At 57.4% G+C, this 15,029-nt stretch carries 11 protein-coding genes; 5 read left to right on the plus strand and 6 right to left on the minus strand.

Features of this window, described 5'->3' with window-relative positions:
- Window positions 1-268: 268 nt before the first annotated feature.
- Complete coding sequence (locus LRL22_RS00970) at window positions 269-1,504, minus strand: HD-GYP domain-containing protein (RefSeq protein ID WP_040066103.1); 1,236 nt, start codon at window positions 1,502-1,504, stop codon at window positions 269-271.
- A gap of 230 nt (window positions 1,505-1,734) precedes the next feature.
- On the opposite strand from LRL22_RS00970, the gene LRL22_RS00975 reads away from it, so the two are divergent.
- The gene (locus LRL22_RS00975; RefSeq protein WP_270904496.1) at window positions 1,735-3,351 is read left to right on the plus strand and encodes a phosphoethanolamine transferase; all 1,617 of its coding nucleotides are present in this window, start codon (window positions 1,735-1,737) and stop codon (window positions 3,349-3,351) included.
- 71 nt (window positions 3,352-3,422) lie between these two features.
- Here LRL22_RS00975 and nagC read toward each other — a convergent pair whose 3' ends face one another.
- The 3 genes from nagC to nagB are packed head-to-tail and all read right to left on the minus strand — an operon-like array spanning window position 3,423 to window position 6,597.
- Window positions 3,423-4,637: a DNA-binding transcriptional regulator NagC gene (gene nagC / locus LRL22_RS00980; protein WP_005334312.1), complete on the minus strand. Its 1,215-nt coding sequence runs from the start codon at window positions 4,635-4,637 to the stop codon at window positions 3,423-3,425.
- 4 nt (window positions 4,638-4,641) lie between these two features.
- Entirely contained in the window at window positions 4,642-5,787 is a 1,146-nt protein-coding gene (nagA, locus tag LRL22_RS00985; protein ID WP_270904497.1) for an N-acetylglucosamine-6-phosphate deacetylase, read from the minus strand.
- 9 nt (window positions 5,788-5,796) lie between these two features.
- Window positions 5,797-6,597, minus strand: a complete 801-nt coding sequence (nagB, locus tag LRL22_RS00990) for a glucosamine-6-phosphate deaminase (protein ID WP_159143458.1) — start codon at window positions 6,595-6,597, stop codon at window positions 5,797-5,799.
- Window positions 6,598-6,870: 273 nt separating this feature from the next.
- Here nagB and nagE point away from each other — a divergent pair, with 273 nt between their 5' ends.
- The 3 genes from nagE (at window position 6,871) to glnS (ending at window position 13,151) form a co-directional block, all read left to right on the plus strand.
- Window positions 6,871-8,349, plus strand: coding sequence for an N-acetylglucosamine-specific PTS transporter subunit IIBC (nagE, locus tag LRL22_RS00995; RefSeq protein WP_005334306.1), 1,479 nt, complete (start codon window positions 6,871-6,873; stop codon window positions 8,347-8,349).
- Between the two features lie 121 nt (window positions 8,350-8,470).
- On the plus strand, window positions 8,471-11,134 hold the full coding sequence (locus tag LRL22_RS01000) for a beta-N-acetylhexosaminidase (RefSeq protein ID WP_111899658.1): 2,664 nt from the start codon (window positions 8,471-8,473) through the stop codon (window positions 11,132-11,134).
- A 355-nt stretch (window positions 11,135-11,489) separates the two neighbouring features.
- A complete protein-coding gene (glnS, locus tag LRL22_RS01005; protein ID WP_005334302.1) occupies window positions 11,490-13,151 on the plus strand; it encodes a glutamine--tRNA ligase in 1,662 nt (553 codons plus the stop codon).
- Window positions 13,152-13,267: 116 nt separating this feature from the next.
- Here the strand turns inward: glnS and fur are convergent, their stop codons facing one another.
- On the minus strand, window positions 13,268-13,696 hold the full coding sequence (gene fur, locus LRL22_RS01010; protein ID WP_005334301.1) for a ferric iron uptake transcriptional regulator: 429 nt from the start codon (window positions 13,694-13,696) through the stop codon (window positions 13,268-13,270).
- A 241-nt stretch (window positions 13,697-13,937) separates the two neighbouring features.
- Here fur and LRL22_RS01015 point away from each other — a divergent pair, with 241 nt between their 5' ends.
- Window positions 13,938-14,411, plus strand: a complete 474-nt coding sequence (locus tag LRL22_RS01015; RefSeq protein ID WP_005334300.1) for a DUF4442 domain-containing protein — start codon at window positions 13,938-13,940, stop codon at window positions 14,409-14,411.
- Between the two features lie 90 nt (window positions 14,412-14,501).
- Here LRL22_RS01015 and fldA read toward each other — a convergent pair whose 3' ends face one another.
- The gene (fldA, locus tag LRL22_RS01020) at window positions 14,502-15,026 is read right to left on the minus strand and encodes a flavodoxin FldA (protein ID WP_270904498.1); all 525 of its coding nucleotides are present in this window, start codon (window positions 15,024-15,026) and stop codon (window positions 14,502-14,504) included.
- Window positions 15,027-15,029 lie beyond the last annotated feature (3 nt).

A 15,029-nucleotide genomic window follows, 5' to 3' on the forward strand; every position in this document is an offset into this window, starting at 1 on the left:
GCGCAACGGGCCGTCAGTTTGCCAGAACAAGTGGATAAAACCATATTAAATCAGCATGTTAAATTGATATTTGTGTAAGCGGCAGTGGGTTGATATTGATGGATGGAGCATGAATGTATCCACTGGATACGCCACACGGAGGTGGCATGCTCCGCCCGGCCCCTTGGTTGGGCGTTTTTTATACATGATCAGATGGCAACCTGTTGGTGGGGATTCGTGCAATTATTCCGGTTTGTCCAATGAGTTATCCCCAGCTTCTGGGGATAACTCAGAATGCAAAGTAGTAACAGAAGCGGCGGGTCAGATTGAAGAACTGCCGCTGTCCCTCATCCAGCTCCTCCTGTTTGATAAAGGCAGTGATGGTGCGTTCATCTTCCCGCAGATCGATCATGGCGACCGCTTCCGGCCGCTGGGCCTTGATATAGGGCAGGATCTTCGGCTTGAGGGGCATGGTGGGTTCGGTAGAGAGCACCAGCGCAATGCTCTCGTCGGAGAGTTTCACCAGGGATCCCGGCGGGTAGACCCCCAGCACCTTGACCAGCAACTTGACCAGATTTTGGTCGAACTTCTTCTGGGATAACTTGTAGAGCTGGCTTATGGCCTGACTCGGCGCGGCCGGGTTGCCGCTGTTGCGGGGATGGAGCAGCTCGTCGTAGAAGTCGACCAGCCCGATCAACCGCGCCAGCGGCGGGATCTCCCCGCCCTTGATCCCGAGCGGATAACCGCTGCCGTCGAGCCGCTCGTGGTGCAGATGGGCGACCTGACGGATTTTCGGTTCAAAGGCGTTGAGCTGGGTCAGCATCTCCAGCCCGTATTGGGGATGCATATTGAGGAAGTTCTGCTCGGCCTTGTTGAGATCCCCCCGTTTTTGGGTGATCTGGCTCGGGATTTTCAGTTCGCCGATGTCGTGGATAAGTCCCGCAAGTCCCGTCTCCTCAATCTCGATGGGGTTCATGCCGAGTTCGCGGGCCATCAGCATGGCAATAAAAGCCACATTGAGGCTGTGTTGCAGCAGGATATCGGTGTGGGGGCTGCGAATAAGGTGGAGCCCGAGAGGCCCTTCATGCTGACTGAGGGTGAAGGCGGCATTACGGACGATCTGGGCGGTATTGGCCAGCCCCTCATCCGGTTTGAGGTTCAGCGCCCCGAGTGCATCGCGCAGCTCGCTCATGGATTGGCCAAAGGCTTTGTCGGCGGCGCGCATGGAGCGGCGAAAGGCCTTTTCGTCAAAGGGGGGCGGGCCCGAGGCAATCAGCTCTTCCAGCTCGTCAAGGTCAGGCCCGGCATCCGGGATATCGCCGCGCAGCAGCGGCTCGATGGGCAGATCGCTCTTGTCGGGGTCGACCATCAGCAGGGTGAGATCAAGATGGCGGAGAATGTCGAGTTGCTGCTGATCCTTGATCTTGAAGGTATTGAACATAAACGGGTGGTTGGTCCATCCCGTGGGGAGATGGATATAGTGGCCTACTCTCAATTGCTCTATCGAGGCTTGGATCAGTGCCATCGGTTAACCTGCATTTCGTGAATGCCTACTCAACAAGCTAGCAAAATCCGATGGATAGACAACTAAAAATCCATTTCGGGGCCACGGAGCGCCCCGTGCTGTGATGGGGCGCACGAGCGCCGTGCTTCTCCTCTTAATTCGCGCTTAAGTTTTACTTCCTACGCTGGCCCCGTCGTTTTTGTTGGCTTGGCCGGCCCGCTGCGCTGCAGGCCGGTATGTAGGAGTTGTTTATGCGTGTAACGCTCGGTGTACTGCAGACCAATCTGTTGCTGGTGCTTTTTTTCGCCCTGGTACTGAACTGGCCAATCTTTTTGCATTTCTATACGGTGCTCAGTGCACTGACCCATGTCAAAGCCGGATTTGTCATCTCGATCCCGCTGGTGCTGGTTGCGGCACTTAATGCCGTGTTTATTCCCTTCACGTTCCGGTTTGTGCTCAAGCCCTTTTTTACCGTGCTGATCCTGAGCGGCTCCATCGTCAGCTACGCCATGCTCAAATATGGCGTCATCTTTGATGCCGGCATGATCCAGAACATAGTAGAGACCAACAGCGGTGAGGCGCAGGCCTATTTGAACGGCTCCGTTGCGCTCTGGTTTTTGCTGACCGGGTTGCTGCCTGTTCTGGTGCTCTGGTCACTGCGGATCCGCTATCCCGCTCGCTGGTATCAGGGGTTGGCCTTGCGCGCCGGTGCACTGGCTATCTCTCTGCTGTTTATCGGGGGCGTCGCGTCACTTTATTATCAGGATTACGCCTCGGTCGGGCGCAACAACAAGTCGCTGGCCAAAGAGATTGTGCCTGCCAACTATGTGCACGGCCTCTACAAATATGGGCGGGATGTGCTGTTTGCTACGCCGATCCCTTACCAGCAGTTGGGGACCGATGCCAGGGTGGTGGCCCGGGGAAGCAAGCCGACCCTGATGTTCCTGGTGGTGGGGGAGACGGCGCGCAGCCAGAACTACTCCCTCAATGGCTATGGCAAGGCGACCAACAGCTTTACGGCAAAAGAGCAGGGGGTGGTGTCGTTCAAAGATGTGCGCTCCTGCGGGACTGCAACCGCCGTCTCGGTGCCCTGCATGTTCTCCAACCTCACGCGCCGTGGTTACGATGACCAACTCGCCAGCTCCCGTGATGGCCTGCTCGATGTGCTGCAACATGCCGGAGTCTCGGTGCTGTGGAAAGAGAACGATGGCGGCTGCAAAGGGGTGTGCCGCAATGTACCGACCATCGAGATCATCCCCAAGTCCTATCCTGCGCTCTGTCAAGGGGAGTCCTGCTATGACGAGGTGCTGCTGGAAGGACTGGATCAGCAGATTGCCGGCATGAAGGGCAACAAGTTGGTGGCTTTTCACCTGATGGGCAGCCATGGCCCGACCTATTTCCGTCGTTATCCCGCCAGCGAGCGCGTCTTTATGCCGGACTGTCCGCGCAGCGACATCGAAAACTGCAGCAACGAAGAGCTGGTCAACACTTATGACAACACCATCCGCTATACCGACAAGGTGGTGGGGCTGCTGATCGACAAGCTCAAGTCGCTGGAGAACCAGTACGATGTGGGACTGGTCTATCTCTCCGATCACGGTGAATCCCTAGGGGCCATGGGGCTCTATCTGCACGGCACGCCCTACAAGTTTGCGCCGGATGATCAGACCCGGGTGCCGTTGCTGACCTGGTTCTCGCCTCAGTTACAGGCCGATCGCCAGCTGGATATGGGTTGCCTGGCGGCGGAGGCGAGCAGCCAGCGCTTCTCCCATGACAACCTCTTTCACTCCATGCTGGGGATCATGGATGTACAGACCCGTGTTTACGACAACAAGCTGGATCTGTTCAAGCCGTGTCGGGCGGGATAAACCGCCAGCAAGCACACAATAGAAAACGGCAGCCACTGGCTGCCGTTTTGTTATCTCGCAAGATCAGAGCCTTACTTCTGCTCCATGATGATCTGCAGCAAATCTCCCTCCAGCAGGGCGCGCTTGACCAGTGCAAAGCCGCCATAGGTCGGCTGGTTCTGGAAGCGGGCTTTCACGATGGGCAGACCACGGTGGAAGCTCGGCAGGGATTGATGCTCGACGCAGCGACGAATGGCCGGGAAGAGGATCTCTTCGGCGGCGGTGATTTCACCGGCGATCAGCACCTTCTGCGGGTTAAAGAGGTTGACCGTGATGGCCACCGCCCGTCCCAGATGCTCACCCACGTTCTCGATCACGCTGCGGGCCAGTTCATCGCCTGCCAGCGCCGCCTTGCACACCTCCTGAATGGTGATGTGCTTCTCCTGCAGCGCGCTCTGGTGACCGCGGCTGATGAGCTCCTTCACTTTGTCGATGATCGCTTCGTTGGAGGCGATGGTCTCGAGGCAGCCGAAGTTGCCACAGTGGCAGCGCTTGCCGAGCGGCTCGACCTGAATATGGCCGATCTCGCCGACGTTGCGGTTCTGACCGAGGAACACCTGACCCTTGGTGATGATCCCGGAGCCCGTCCCCTGGTGAACACTCACCAGAATGGAGTCCATGCAGTCGCGGGACTCGCCGAAGAAGTGTTCGGCCAGTGCCAGCGAGCGGGTGTCGTTGCCCACGTAGCAGGGGAGGTTGAAGTGGTTCTCAAGAAGCTTCGCCAACCCCAGATTACGGATCTGGTACTTGGGGGTGTAGATGACCATGCCGGATTCCGGGTTGACCAGACCCGGCATGGTCAGCGCGATGCTGATGAGGTTGCGACAACGTTCGCGGTTGGCATCGATAAAGGCGCCAATCTCTCGCAGCAGCATGTCGACCACGGGTTGCTGGTCGATCTCGGTCACCTGAATGACGTGCTGGTCGAGCTCCTTGCCATCGAGGTCATAGAGACTCAGTTGCAGGTAGCCGCGGCCCAGCTTGGCAGAGACAAACTGAAAGCGATGTTTGATGGTGGTCAGGGAGATGGCACGCCGCCCGCCGGTGGAGGCTTGCGGAGAGGTCTCCTTGATCAGGCCATGCTCGATCAGTTGCCGGGTTATTTTGGTCACGCTGGCCGGGGCCAGCTGACTCAACTCGGCAATCTTGACCCGGGAGATGGGGCCTTGCAGGTCGATGAGCCGATACACGGCTGCACTGTTGACCTGCTTGATAAGATCTACGTTTGCTATTTGTCCGCCAGTCATGATGTCACTGTTGTGTGTAGTGTCCGTTAACCACGGTCCCACGGACCGTGAAGTCCTGATCGAAGACAGTGAGGTTGGCTACTTTACCGACCTGGATACTACCGAGACGTGAGTCCCATCCAATGGCGCGAGCGGGGTAGAGGCTGGCCATTCTCAGTGCTTCATCGAGCGGTAATCCGACCTGCTTGACCAGATTCTCCACCCCCTCAATCATGGTGAGGGAGGAACCGCCGAGTGTACCATTCTCGTCGACACACTGACCATCGCGTAAAAAGACGGTGGTGCCACAAAAATCAAATTTCTCAAAGCCTTCCGGCGCTCCGGCTGCTGCGGTGGCATCGGTGACCAGCACCAGTCGCTCCCCCAGCGCCTTGTGAGCCAGACGCACGTTGGCCCAGTGCACATGGTGGCCATCGACGATGATGCCCGCGTAGACATCCTTGCGATCATAGATGGCGCCCACAACACCCGGCTCGCGACCGTTGAGGGTCGGGGTCATGGCGTTGTAGAGGTGGGTCGCAAAGCGAATACCGTTATCGAACCCGGCCATGGCCTGATCGTAACTGGCGGCAGTGTGACCGGCCGAGACCAGAATGCCCGCTTCCACCAGACGGCGGATATGGGCCGGCTCGTTGCGCTCCGGAGCCAGGGTGATTTTGGTGATGGCATCCGCGTTGGCGCAGAAGAAGTCGATCATCTCGTCCGCTGGCTGGCGAATTTGCGCGGCAGGGTGGATCCCCTTGCGCTTGAGGTTGGTGTAAGGCCCTTCCAGATGGACGCCCAGCACCTCGTTGGGGTGTGCCGCCATGTAGTCACGGGTCACCGCAACGGCCTGCTTCATATCCGCATCCGGACTGGTGATCAGGGTCGGCAGGAAGCTGGTGGTACCGGATTTGAGGTTGGCCGCCTGCATGGTCGCCAGGGTATCGACCGTAATGTCAGTGTTGAACATCACACCGCCACAGCCGTTGAGCTGCACGTCGATAAAACCGGCAGTCAGGTTGGCGCCTTTGAGGTCAATCTGATCGATGTCCGCAGGCAGTTCGGCCAGGTGAGAGATGGCGACAATCTTGTCGCCCTCGATAAGCACCCCGTAGCCGGTCAGCACGCAGCTGCCGGTGTAGAGGGTGCAGTTGGTCAATGCGTACATGACGACTCCTTACAGACGGCCGATGTTGGCGGCTTCCAGCTGCTGGAAGTAGCGAACGGTCTTGACCTTGAGCTCCATGGTGGAGGGCTCGTCACACACCATCATTCCCTTCGGATGCAGCTGCAGGGTGGAGATGGTCCACATGTGGTTGACGCTGCCTTCCACCGCGGCCTGCAGGGCCAGTGCCTTGCCGTGACCGGTGACCAGGATCATGATCTCTTCCGCATCCATCAGGGTGCCTACACCCACGGTCAGGGCCAGCTGGGGCACCTGCTCCATGTCGCCACCGAAGAAGCGGGAGTTGGCGATACGGGTATCTTCGGTCAGGGTCTTGACCCGGGTGCGGGAGGAGAGGGAAGAGGCCGGCTCGTTGAATGCGATGTGGCCGTCGTTACCCACGCCCCCCATGAACAGGTGGATCTTGCCGTAGGACTTGATTTTGTCTTCGTAGCGCTTGCACTCGGCCACCAGATCCTCGGCATTGCCGTTGAGGATGTTGATGTTCTCGGGACGAATGTCGATGTGGCTGAAGAAGTTGTTGTGCATGAAGCTGTGGTAGCTCTCCGGGTGATCTTCCGGCAGGCCGACGTACTCGTCCATGTTGAAGGTGACCACATTCTGGAAGCTCACTTCACCGGCTTTGTGCAACTCGATCAGGCGCTTGTAGGTGTTGAGCGGGGTGCCACCGGTGGGCAGGCCCAGTACGAAAGGGCGATCGCTGGTCGGCTTGAACGCGTTGATGCGGTCAACGATGTAACGAGCAGACCACAGGCCTACTTGGCTGGCAGATTTCAACGGGATCAGGCGCATATGGGATACCTCTGTGTCGGGTTGCGACCGGTTTGGCGGTGGCAATTGGCTAAGACGGATTCAAGTTGTTTTATAGCGTAAATAAAGATTGCGAACTAAGCCACATCTATCCACCACCTTTATCTTGTTTGGGTGATAACGATCACGATTATCGGTTTATTAATTTGCGCAGCGAAATAAAAGCCCTAGACTGCCAATCAAGCCTTGATGGCTTATGCGTCAAACGTGATAAGCACTTAATTTCTAGAAAAACATTAACTAAGGAGAGGAACCGTGAACATTCTCGGTTATTTGCAAAAGATCGGCCGTGCCCTGATGGTGCCGGTAGCGGTATTGCCTGCCGCCGCGATCCTGATGGGGGTTGGCTACTGGATTGACCCGAATGGTTGGGGTGGTGACAGTGCGCTGGCTGCCTTCCTGATTAAAGCGGGCGCAGCCATTATCGATAACATGTCCGTACTGTTCGCAGTCGGTGTCGCTTACGGTATGTCCAAGGATAAAGACGGTTCTGCTGCGCTGGCAGGTCTGGTCGGCTTCCTGGTCGTTACCACCCTGCTGAGCCCGGGCGCTGTGGCCCAGATCAAGAGCATCCCGGTGGAGCAGGTTCCTGCCGCGTTTGCCAAGATCAGCAACCAGTTCGTGGGTATCCTGTGTGGTGTTATCGCCGCTGAGCTGTACAACCGCTTCAGCAGCGTCGAGCTGCACAAGGCACTCTCCTTCTTCTCCGGTCGTCGTCTGGTACCGATCGTAACCTCCGTGGTGATGATCGTCGTATCCTTCATCCTGATGGCCGTATGGCCGGCAATCTACGGTGGTCTGGTCTCCTTCGGTGAGTCCATCGTGAGCCTGGGCTCTACCGGTGCCGGTATCTACGCCTTCTTCAACCGTCTGCTGATCCCGATCGGTCTGCACCACGCCCTGAACTCCGTGTTCTGGTTCAACGTGGCCGGTATCAACGACATCCCGAACTTCCTGGGTGGTCAGGCTACCATCGATGCCGCTCTGGCCGCTGGCAAGAGCCTGGAGCAGGTGAAAGGCGTGGTCGGTATGTACCAGGCTGGCTTCTTCCCCATCATGATGTTCGGTCTGCCGGGTGCCGCTCTGGCCATCTACCACTCCGCCAAGAAAGAGAACAAAGAGAAAGTTGCCTCCATCATGATTGCAGCTGCCTTTGCCTCCTTCTTCACCGGTGTAACCGAGCCGCTCGAGTTCTCCTTCATGTTCGTTGCGCCGGTACTGTATGTCATCCACGCCGTACTGACCGGTATCTCCGTGTTCATCGCTGCCTCCATGCAGTGGATGGCCGGTTTCGGTTTCAGTGCCGGTCTGGTGGATATGGTGCTCTCCAGCCGTAACCCGCTGGCGACCAACTGGTACATGCTGATCCCTCAGGGTCTGGTCTTCTTCGGCCTCTACTACACCGTGTTCCGCGTAGTGATTGCCAAGCTGAACCTGAAAACCCCGGGTCGTGAAGATGACGAAGAGAGTGCTCCGGCTGCCGCTCAATCTACCAACCGTACCGAGCTGGCCAAGCAATACCTGGAAGTGCTGGGTGGTCAAGAGAACCTGGTCTCCATCGATGCCTGCATCACCCGTCTGCGTCTGACTCTGAAAGACCGCAGCATCGTCGATGAGCGCAAGCTGAAAGCCTTGGGTGCGGCCGGTGTGGTCAAACTCGGTGAGCAGAACCTGCAGGTGATTCTGGGCCCATTGGCCGAAATCATCGCCGGTGAGATGAAAGCCCTGCGTTAATCGAGCGACTCGCTCACCTCAAGTCTAAGTCCATTGTTGACATAACTAAGGGCCCCGCTCAGGGGCCCCATATAAAAAAGCCAAGAAAATCCAACCTTTACTTCAAATGAGAGCAGCAGTTATGAACTTGAAACATTCTCTGTTAGCCATTGCCATGTCTACCGTTTTTGTCAGCCAGGTCCAGGCAGCCGATGCCGCCAAGCAGGCAGTGGTCGACTCCCTCGCCAACAACCTGGTGGTCAAGTATGAAGTGGTCACCAACGACGGTGCCGGTGCTGGCCTCGATTGTCAGGCACTCGGTTCCGAGTGGGCGAGCTGTGGCGTTGCCAAGCTGCACCTGACCAATACCGGTGCGGACGTGACCTCCAAAGACTGGAGCATCTACGTCTCTTCCATTCGTCGTATCCAGCGTGTGGATAACGACCAGTTCACCATCACTCACCTGACCGGCGATCTCTATCGTTTGACGCCAACCGAGAAGTTCCAGGGCTTTGCCAAGGATGCCACGGTCGAAGTGCCGCTGGTGGTGGAATACTGGGTACTGTTCGAATCTGACATCATGCCGAACTGGTATGTCGCCAGCGAAGGTGCCGAGCCGAAAGTACTGGCCAGCATGAGCAACATCAATGATGCCAGCACCTACGAGAAGCCGATGCCGGCCGATGGCTGGAAGCGTACCAAGGATGACAAGAACATCCTGATGAACAGCGAGACCCGCTTCGCGGCCAACCAGACCAGCACCCTGCTGCCGGCTGGCAAGATTGACAACCAGATCCTGCCGACCCCGATGAAGCAGGTAGTCAAAGCTGGCCCGCAGGTTGACTTCTCTACTATCAAACTCAATGCCCTGGACTTGCCGAGCGATCGCGCCGAGGCCCTGAAGGCTCAACTGACCAAGCTGGGTGTTACCCTCTCCGACACCGGCTACCCGGTGACCATCAAGCTCGGCAGCAAGCTCAAGCAGGCTGAAGGCTATGACATGACCATCGGTCAGAAGGGCACCGTGATCCAGGGTCGCGACATCGACGGGGCATTCTGGGGTGCACAATCCCTGATCTCCCTGCTGGGTGTTGATGACAAGCTGGTGAGCCCGATGACCGTCGAGGATGCGCCGCGCTTTGAATACCGTGGCATGCAGACCGACGTGGCCCGTCACTTCCGCAGTCTGGATACCATGAAGAAGCTGGTTGACCAGATGTCTGCCATGAAGCTCAACGTGCTGCACCTTGGCCTGACCAACGATGAAGGCTGGCGTCTGGAGATCCCGGGTCTGCCGGAGCTGACTCAGGTCGGTAGCCAGCGTTGCCACGACGAGTCCGAAACCAAGTGCCTGATGCCGCAACTGGGTTCCGGCCCGACCAGCGACAACCAGGGTTCCGGTTTCTACAGCAAGTCTGACTACGTGGATCTGGTGCGTTATGCCAAGGCCCGCGGTGTGACCGTGATCCCCGAGATCAACATGCCGGCCCACGCTCGTGCTGCCGTGATCTCCATGGAAGCGCGCTACAAGCGTCTGATGGCGGAAGGCAAAGAAGCGGAAGCCAACCAGTTCCGTCTGACTGATCCGGCTGACACCTCCAACGTCACCTCCGTCCAGTTCTACGACAAGATGTCCTTCATCAACCCTTGCCAGCCGGGTGCTGCCACCTTCGTAGCCAAGGTAATGGATGAAGTTGCCCAGATGCACCAGGCCGCCGGTCAGCCGCTGACCGCATGGCACTACGGTGGTGATGAGGCGAAGAACATCATGCAGGGCGGTGGCTATCAGGATCCGGCCGTCACCAAGAAAGAAGAGCTAGTCGCCTGGAAAGGCAACGTCGACTCCAGCAAGCAGGACAAGCCGTTTGGCAAGTCTCCGATGTGCCAGAAGATGATCGACGAAGGCAAGATCAAGGAAGTGGGCGAGCTGCCGGTTTACTTCGCCAAGGAAGTGGGCCAGATGGTCAAAGATCGCGGCTTCTCTACCCTGCAGGCGTGGGAAGATGGTCTGAAGTACGCCAGCGGTGCCAAGGATTTCGCCACCGACAACACCCGTGTCAACTTCTGGGAAACCCTCTACTGGGGTGGCTTCAACGAAGCGATGAAGTGGGCCCACAAGGGTTACCAAGTAGTGCTGTCCAACCCGGATTACCTCTACTTCGACTTCCCGAACGAAGTACACCCGGCCGAGCGAGGCTACTACTGGGCAACCCGTTTCAACGACACCCGCAAGGTGTTTGCCTTCGCCCCGGAAAACCTGCCGCAAAACGCCGAGACCTCGGTTGACCGGGACGGCAACGCCTTCGTGGCCAAGGGTGACCAGGATCCGGTCAAGTTCAAGGGGATCTCCGGTCAGCAGTGGAGTGAAACCGTGCGTACCGATGCTCAGTACGAGTACATGGTCTACCCGCGTATCTTCTCTGTGGCCGAGCGTGCCTGGCACAAAGGTGGCTTCGAGCTGGATTACGTGAAGAACCGCGAGTTCTCCGGCGAGACCAAGTTCGTCAACAAGGCCACCCTCAACAAAGAGTGGAACCAGTTTGCCAACGTACTGGGTCAGCGCGTGCTGCCGAAACTGGATCAGGCCGGTGTTGAATACCGCCTCTCCGTACCGGGTGCCAAGGTAGTGAACGGTGTGCTGGAAGCGAACGTGGATCTGCCGGGTCTGCCTATCCAGTACAGCCTGGACGGTAAGACCTGGACTGCCTATGACGCCGCGGCCAAGCCGAGCGTGAATGGCAAGGTTTACCTGCGTACCACCAGCTTCGATGGCAAGCGCACCAGCCGCGTCACCGAACTGAACTGATAGCAGTCAACCGTTAACATCAGGTGGGTCGCAAGACCCGCCTTTCCCAAGGGCGATGGCGCATCGAGTTTGGGAAAGGTTGACTGTGCGTGTGAGCCTTTGTTGTGTGTAATTGTCTGTTTTGTGTTTTTCATCACTTTCAGCCCCGCCCAGTGCGGGGCTTTTTTATGCATTTGGTGTGCAATGTGCCAAGCCACGCTGTTTTTAGCGGTGCAATGGTCGGGAAATGGCCCGGAAGTGCCAAATTCAGGTTGAGACAGCGCCCGTAATAAGGGATCATACCCGGCTTGACGGCGGGGGGATGAGGGTGCCAGCCGGCACAACTTCCGCCAGTGACGCTTTTTTGAGGTGAGCCATGAGTCAGGCGAACAGCCCAACTAACTTTATTCGTCAGATCATTGATGAAGATCTGGCCAGCGGTAAGCACAGCAGCGTGCATACCCGTTTTCCGCCCGAGCCGAACGGTTATCTCCATATCGGCCACGCCAAATCCATCTGCCTGAACTTCGGCATCGCCCGCGACTATCAGGGCCAGTGCAACCTGCGTTTCGATGACACCAACCCGGTGAAGGAAGATATCGAGTACGTAGAGTCCATCAAGCAGGATGTACAGTGGCTCGGCTTCCAGTGGAACGGCGAGATCTGCTACTCCTCCGACTATTTCGACAAGCTGCACGGCTACGCCATCGAGCTGATTGAAAAGGGTCTGGCCTATGTGGACGAGCTGACGCCCGAGCAGATGCGCGAGTACCGTGGCACCCTGACTGAAGCTGGCAAGAACAGCCCGTTCCGCGATCGCAGCGTGGAAGAGAACCTGGCGCTGTTTGCCAAGATGAAGAACGGCGAGTTCGCCGAAGGCACCGCCTGCCTGCGCGCCAAGATCGACATGGCATCCCCCTTCATGGTGATGCGTGATCCGGTTATCTACCGTATCAAGTTTGCCCACCACCACCAGACCGGCGACAAGTGGTGCATCTACCCGATGTATGACTTCACCCACTGCATCTCGGACGCGCTGGAAGGGATCACCCACTCCATCTGTACCCTGGAGTTCCAGGACAACCGTCGTCTGTACGACTGGGTGCTGGACAACATCACCATCGACTGCCACCCCCGTCAGTACGAGTTCTCTCGTCTGAACCTCGAATACACCGTCATGTCCAAGCGCAAGCTGAACCTGCTGGTGACCGAGAAGCACGTTGATGGTTGGGATGACCCGCGCATGCTGACCGTCTCCGGTCTGCGTCGTCGTGGTTACACCCCGGCTTCCATCCGCGAGTTCTGCAAGCGCATCGGCGTCACCAAGCAGGACAATATCGTCGAGATGAGCATGCTGGAAGCCTGCATCCGTGAAGACCTCAACGAGCATGCGCCGCGCGCCATGGCCGTGCTGCATCCGGTCAAAGTGGTTATCGAGAACCTGGCTGCCGACGAAGTGCTGACTGCCCCGGCCCACCCGAGCAATGCCGAGATGGGTACCCGCGAGCTGAACTTTACCCGTGAAATCTTCATCGACGAAGCGGACTTCAAAGAAGAGGCGAACAAGCAGTTCAAGCGTCTGGTGCTGGGCAAGGAAGTGCGTCTGCGCAATGCCTATGTGATCAAGGCCGAGCGCATCGAGAAAGATGCCGATGGCAAGGTCACCTGCATCTACTGCTCCTACGATCCCGAGACTCTGGGCAAGGATCCGGCCGATGGCCGCAAAGTGAAAGGGGTGATCCACTGGGTCAGCGCCACTCACTCCCTGCCAGCGGAAGTGCGTCTCTACGACCGTCTGTTCAAGGTACCGAACCCGGGCGCCGAGGATGACTTCGAAGCCGCCCTGAATCCGGAATCCCTGGTGATCATCGAGGGTGCCCGTGTCGAGGCGTCGCTCAAAAACGCCAAGCCGGAGCAAGCTTACCAGTTCGAGCGTGAAGGTTACTTCTGCGCCGACAACAAGCTCTCCAGCCCGGAGCATCTGGTGTTCAACCGCACCGTTGCCCTGCGCGACTCCTGGGGCAAGGTAGAAGGCTAACTCAGTAGGGCAGGGGAAACCCTGCCCTGTGTGCTGCCAGCGGCTTGCGCCGGACAATAAAAAAGCCAGCTGACGCTGGCTTTTTTATTGTCCGTTATCTGCAAGTCGCGGGCGACTTATTCGTCGTGCTTGCACTCACCGGTAGCACAGTGACCGTAGAGGTAGAGGCTGTGGTTGGTGAGACGGATATTGAATTTCTTGGCGATCTCGCGCTGGCGCTGTTCGATAACTTCGTCGGAGAACTCGATCACCTTGCCGCAGTCGAGGCAAACCAGGTGGTCGTGGTGCTCCTGAGTGGCCAGCTCGAATACCGACTTGCCACCTTCGAAGTGGTGACGGGTAACGATACCGGCATCATCAAACTGGTTGAGAACGCGATAGACGGTAGCGAGACCAATCTCTTCACCCAGGTCGATCAGTCGTTTATAGAGATCTTCGGCGCTGGTGTGCTGGCAGTCCGGCTGTTGCAGGATTTCCAGGATTTTGACCCGGGGCAAGGTGATCTTGAGCCCGGCCTTTTTTAACGCTTGGTTGTTGTCTGCCATATTCTACTTATTCGCATTCTCGAAGGTGGGGTTATTCTGATGGACTGCCGCAGGAATGGCAACCTTGAACTCGCTTGGCCTGTCATTATAGGTCGTAGCCTCCCTAAAAATAAACCCAGCAATTCAAGGGGTTTAGCCATAAATGGCCGGTTGGATTGAAATAATCAATCGTGTCGTCCGACTTGCTGGCATGGCAGATGTTGATAAGATGTAACTTTCATATTCTGGTCGGATGAGATCCATGGATTGGCTTTTTGACAATGCGGCCTGGGTGCGCCGCGCACTCAACGCCTGGCCCCCTTTCTGGGGCGCCGGTATCAAGATAGAGACCCTGAGCGATGACTTTCGCTACTGCCGGGTTACCCTGAAATCCCGCTGGTGGAACAAGAACGCCAACCGCACCCAGTTTGGCGGCAGCATGTTTGCCATGACGGACCCCATCTATCCGCTGATGCTGATGGGCTACTTCAAGAATCGCTACTACGTCTGGGACAAGGCGGGCAGTATCAACTACATCAAGCCGGGCAAGGGCAAGCTGGTGGCCGAGTTTAACCTGACCGAGGGCAAGCTGGCCGAAATCGTGGCGGCGACCGAAGGTGGCAACAAGCACTTCCCAGAATTCGAGGTCACGGTACAGGACAAAAGCGGCGAACTGGTTGCGCAGGTCAAGCGCACCCTCTATGTGCGAGCCAAACCGGAGCACAGAGGTGAATAACAGGGAAGAATAAAGGCAGGCATCGCAACAAGCAGATACAACAAGGGCCCCGTCGGGGCCCTTGTTGTCAGAGATATGAGGGGAAGCGGATTACTCCAGCTCGCCCAGGCACATCTCTTCGTGCAGTTGCTTGCACCAGCCCTTGACGCGCTCGGCGGTCAGCTCCGGCTGGCGATCTTCATCAATACCCAGACCGACAAAGTGCTTGTCATCAACCAGCGCCTTGGAGGCTTCGAACTCGTAGCCGGCAGTCGGCCAGTGACCGATGATGATGGCGCCTTTGGCTTCGACGATGTCACGCAGGGTGCCCATGGCGTCGAGGAAGTACTCGGAATAGTCTTCCTGATCACCGCAACCGAAGATGGCGACCAGCTTGTTGGTGAAGTCGATTTCGCCCAGATCGGGGAAGAAGTCGTCCCAGTCGGCCTGGGCTTCGCCGTAGTACCAAGTCGGGATGCCGAACATCAGCAGATCAAAGCTCTCGATGTCGGCCTTGCTGCTCTTGGCAATGTCACGGACTTCAATCAGTTGTTTGCCCAGTTCTTTCTGGATCATCTTGGCGACAGCTTCGGTGTTACCGGTATCGCTGCCAAAAAACAGACCTACACTTGCCATAGT

The sequence above is a fragment of the Aeromonas sp. PI_26 genome, from assembly GCF_027854445.1.
GTDB classification, from domain to species: domain Bacteria; phylum Pseudomonadota; class Gammaproteobacteria; order Enterobacterales; family Aeromonadaceae; genus Aeromonas; species Aeromonas veronii.

Excerpts from the sequence above, each read along its gene's own strand:
- LRL22_RS00970 (WP_040066103.1), bottom strand. The coding sequence starts at position 1,504 with ATGGCACTGATCCAAGCCTCGATAGAGCAATTGAGAGTAGGCCACTAT.
- LRL22_RS00975 (WP_270904496.1), top strand. The coding sequence starts at position 1,735 with ATGCGTGTAACGCTCGGTGTACTGCAGACCAATCTGTTGCTGGTGCTT.
- nagC (WP_005334312.1), bottom strand. The coding sequence starts at position 4,637 with ATGACTGGCGGACAAATAGCAAACGTAGATCTTATCAAGCAGGTCAAC.
- nagA (WP_270904497.1), bottom strand. The coding sequence starts at position 5,787 with ATGTACGCATTGACCAACTGCACCCTCTACACCGGCAGCTGCGTGCTG.
- nagB (WP_159143458.1), bottom strand. The coding sequence starts at position 6,597 with ATGCGCCTGATCCCGTTGAAATCTGCCAGCCAAGTAGGCCTGTGGTCT.
- LRL22_RS01000 (WP_111899658.1), top strand. The coding sequence starts at position 8,471 with ATGAACTTGAAACATTCTCTGTTAGCCATTGCCATGTCTACCGTTTTT.
- glnS (WP_005334302.1), top strand. The coding sequence starts at position 11,490 with ATGAGTCAGGCGAACAGCCCAACTAACTTTATTCGTCAGATCATTGAT.
- fur (WP_005334301.1), bottom strand. The coding sequence starts at position 13,696 with ATGGCAGACAACAACCAAGCGTTAAAAAAGGCCGGGCTCAAGATCACC.
- LRL22_RS01015 (WP_005334300.1), top strand. The coding sequence starts at position 13,938 with ATGGATTGGCTTTTTGACAATGCGGCCTGGGTGCGCCGCGCACTCAAC.
- fldA (WP_270904498.1), bottom strand. The coding sequence starts at position 15,026 with ATGGCAAGTGTAGGTCTGTTTTTTGGCAGCGATACCGGTAACACCGAA.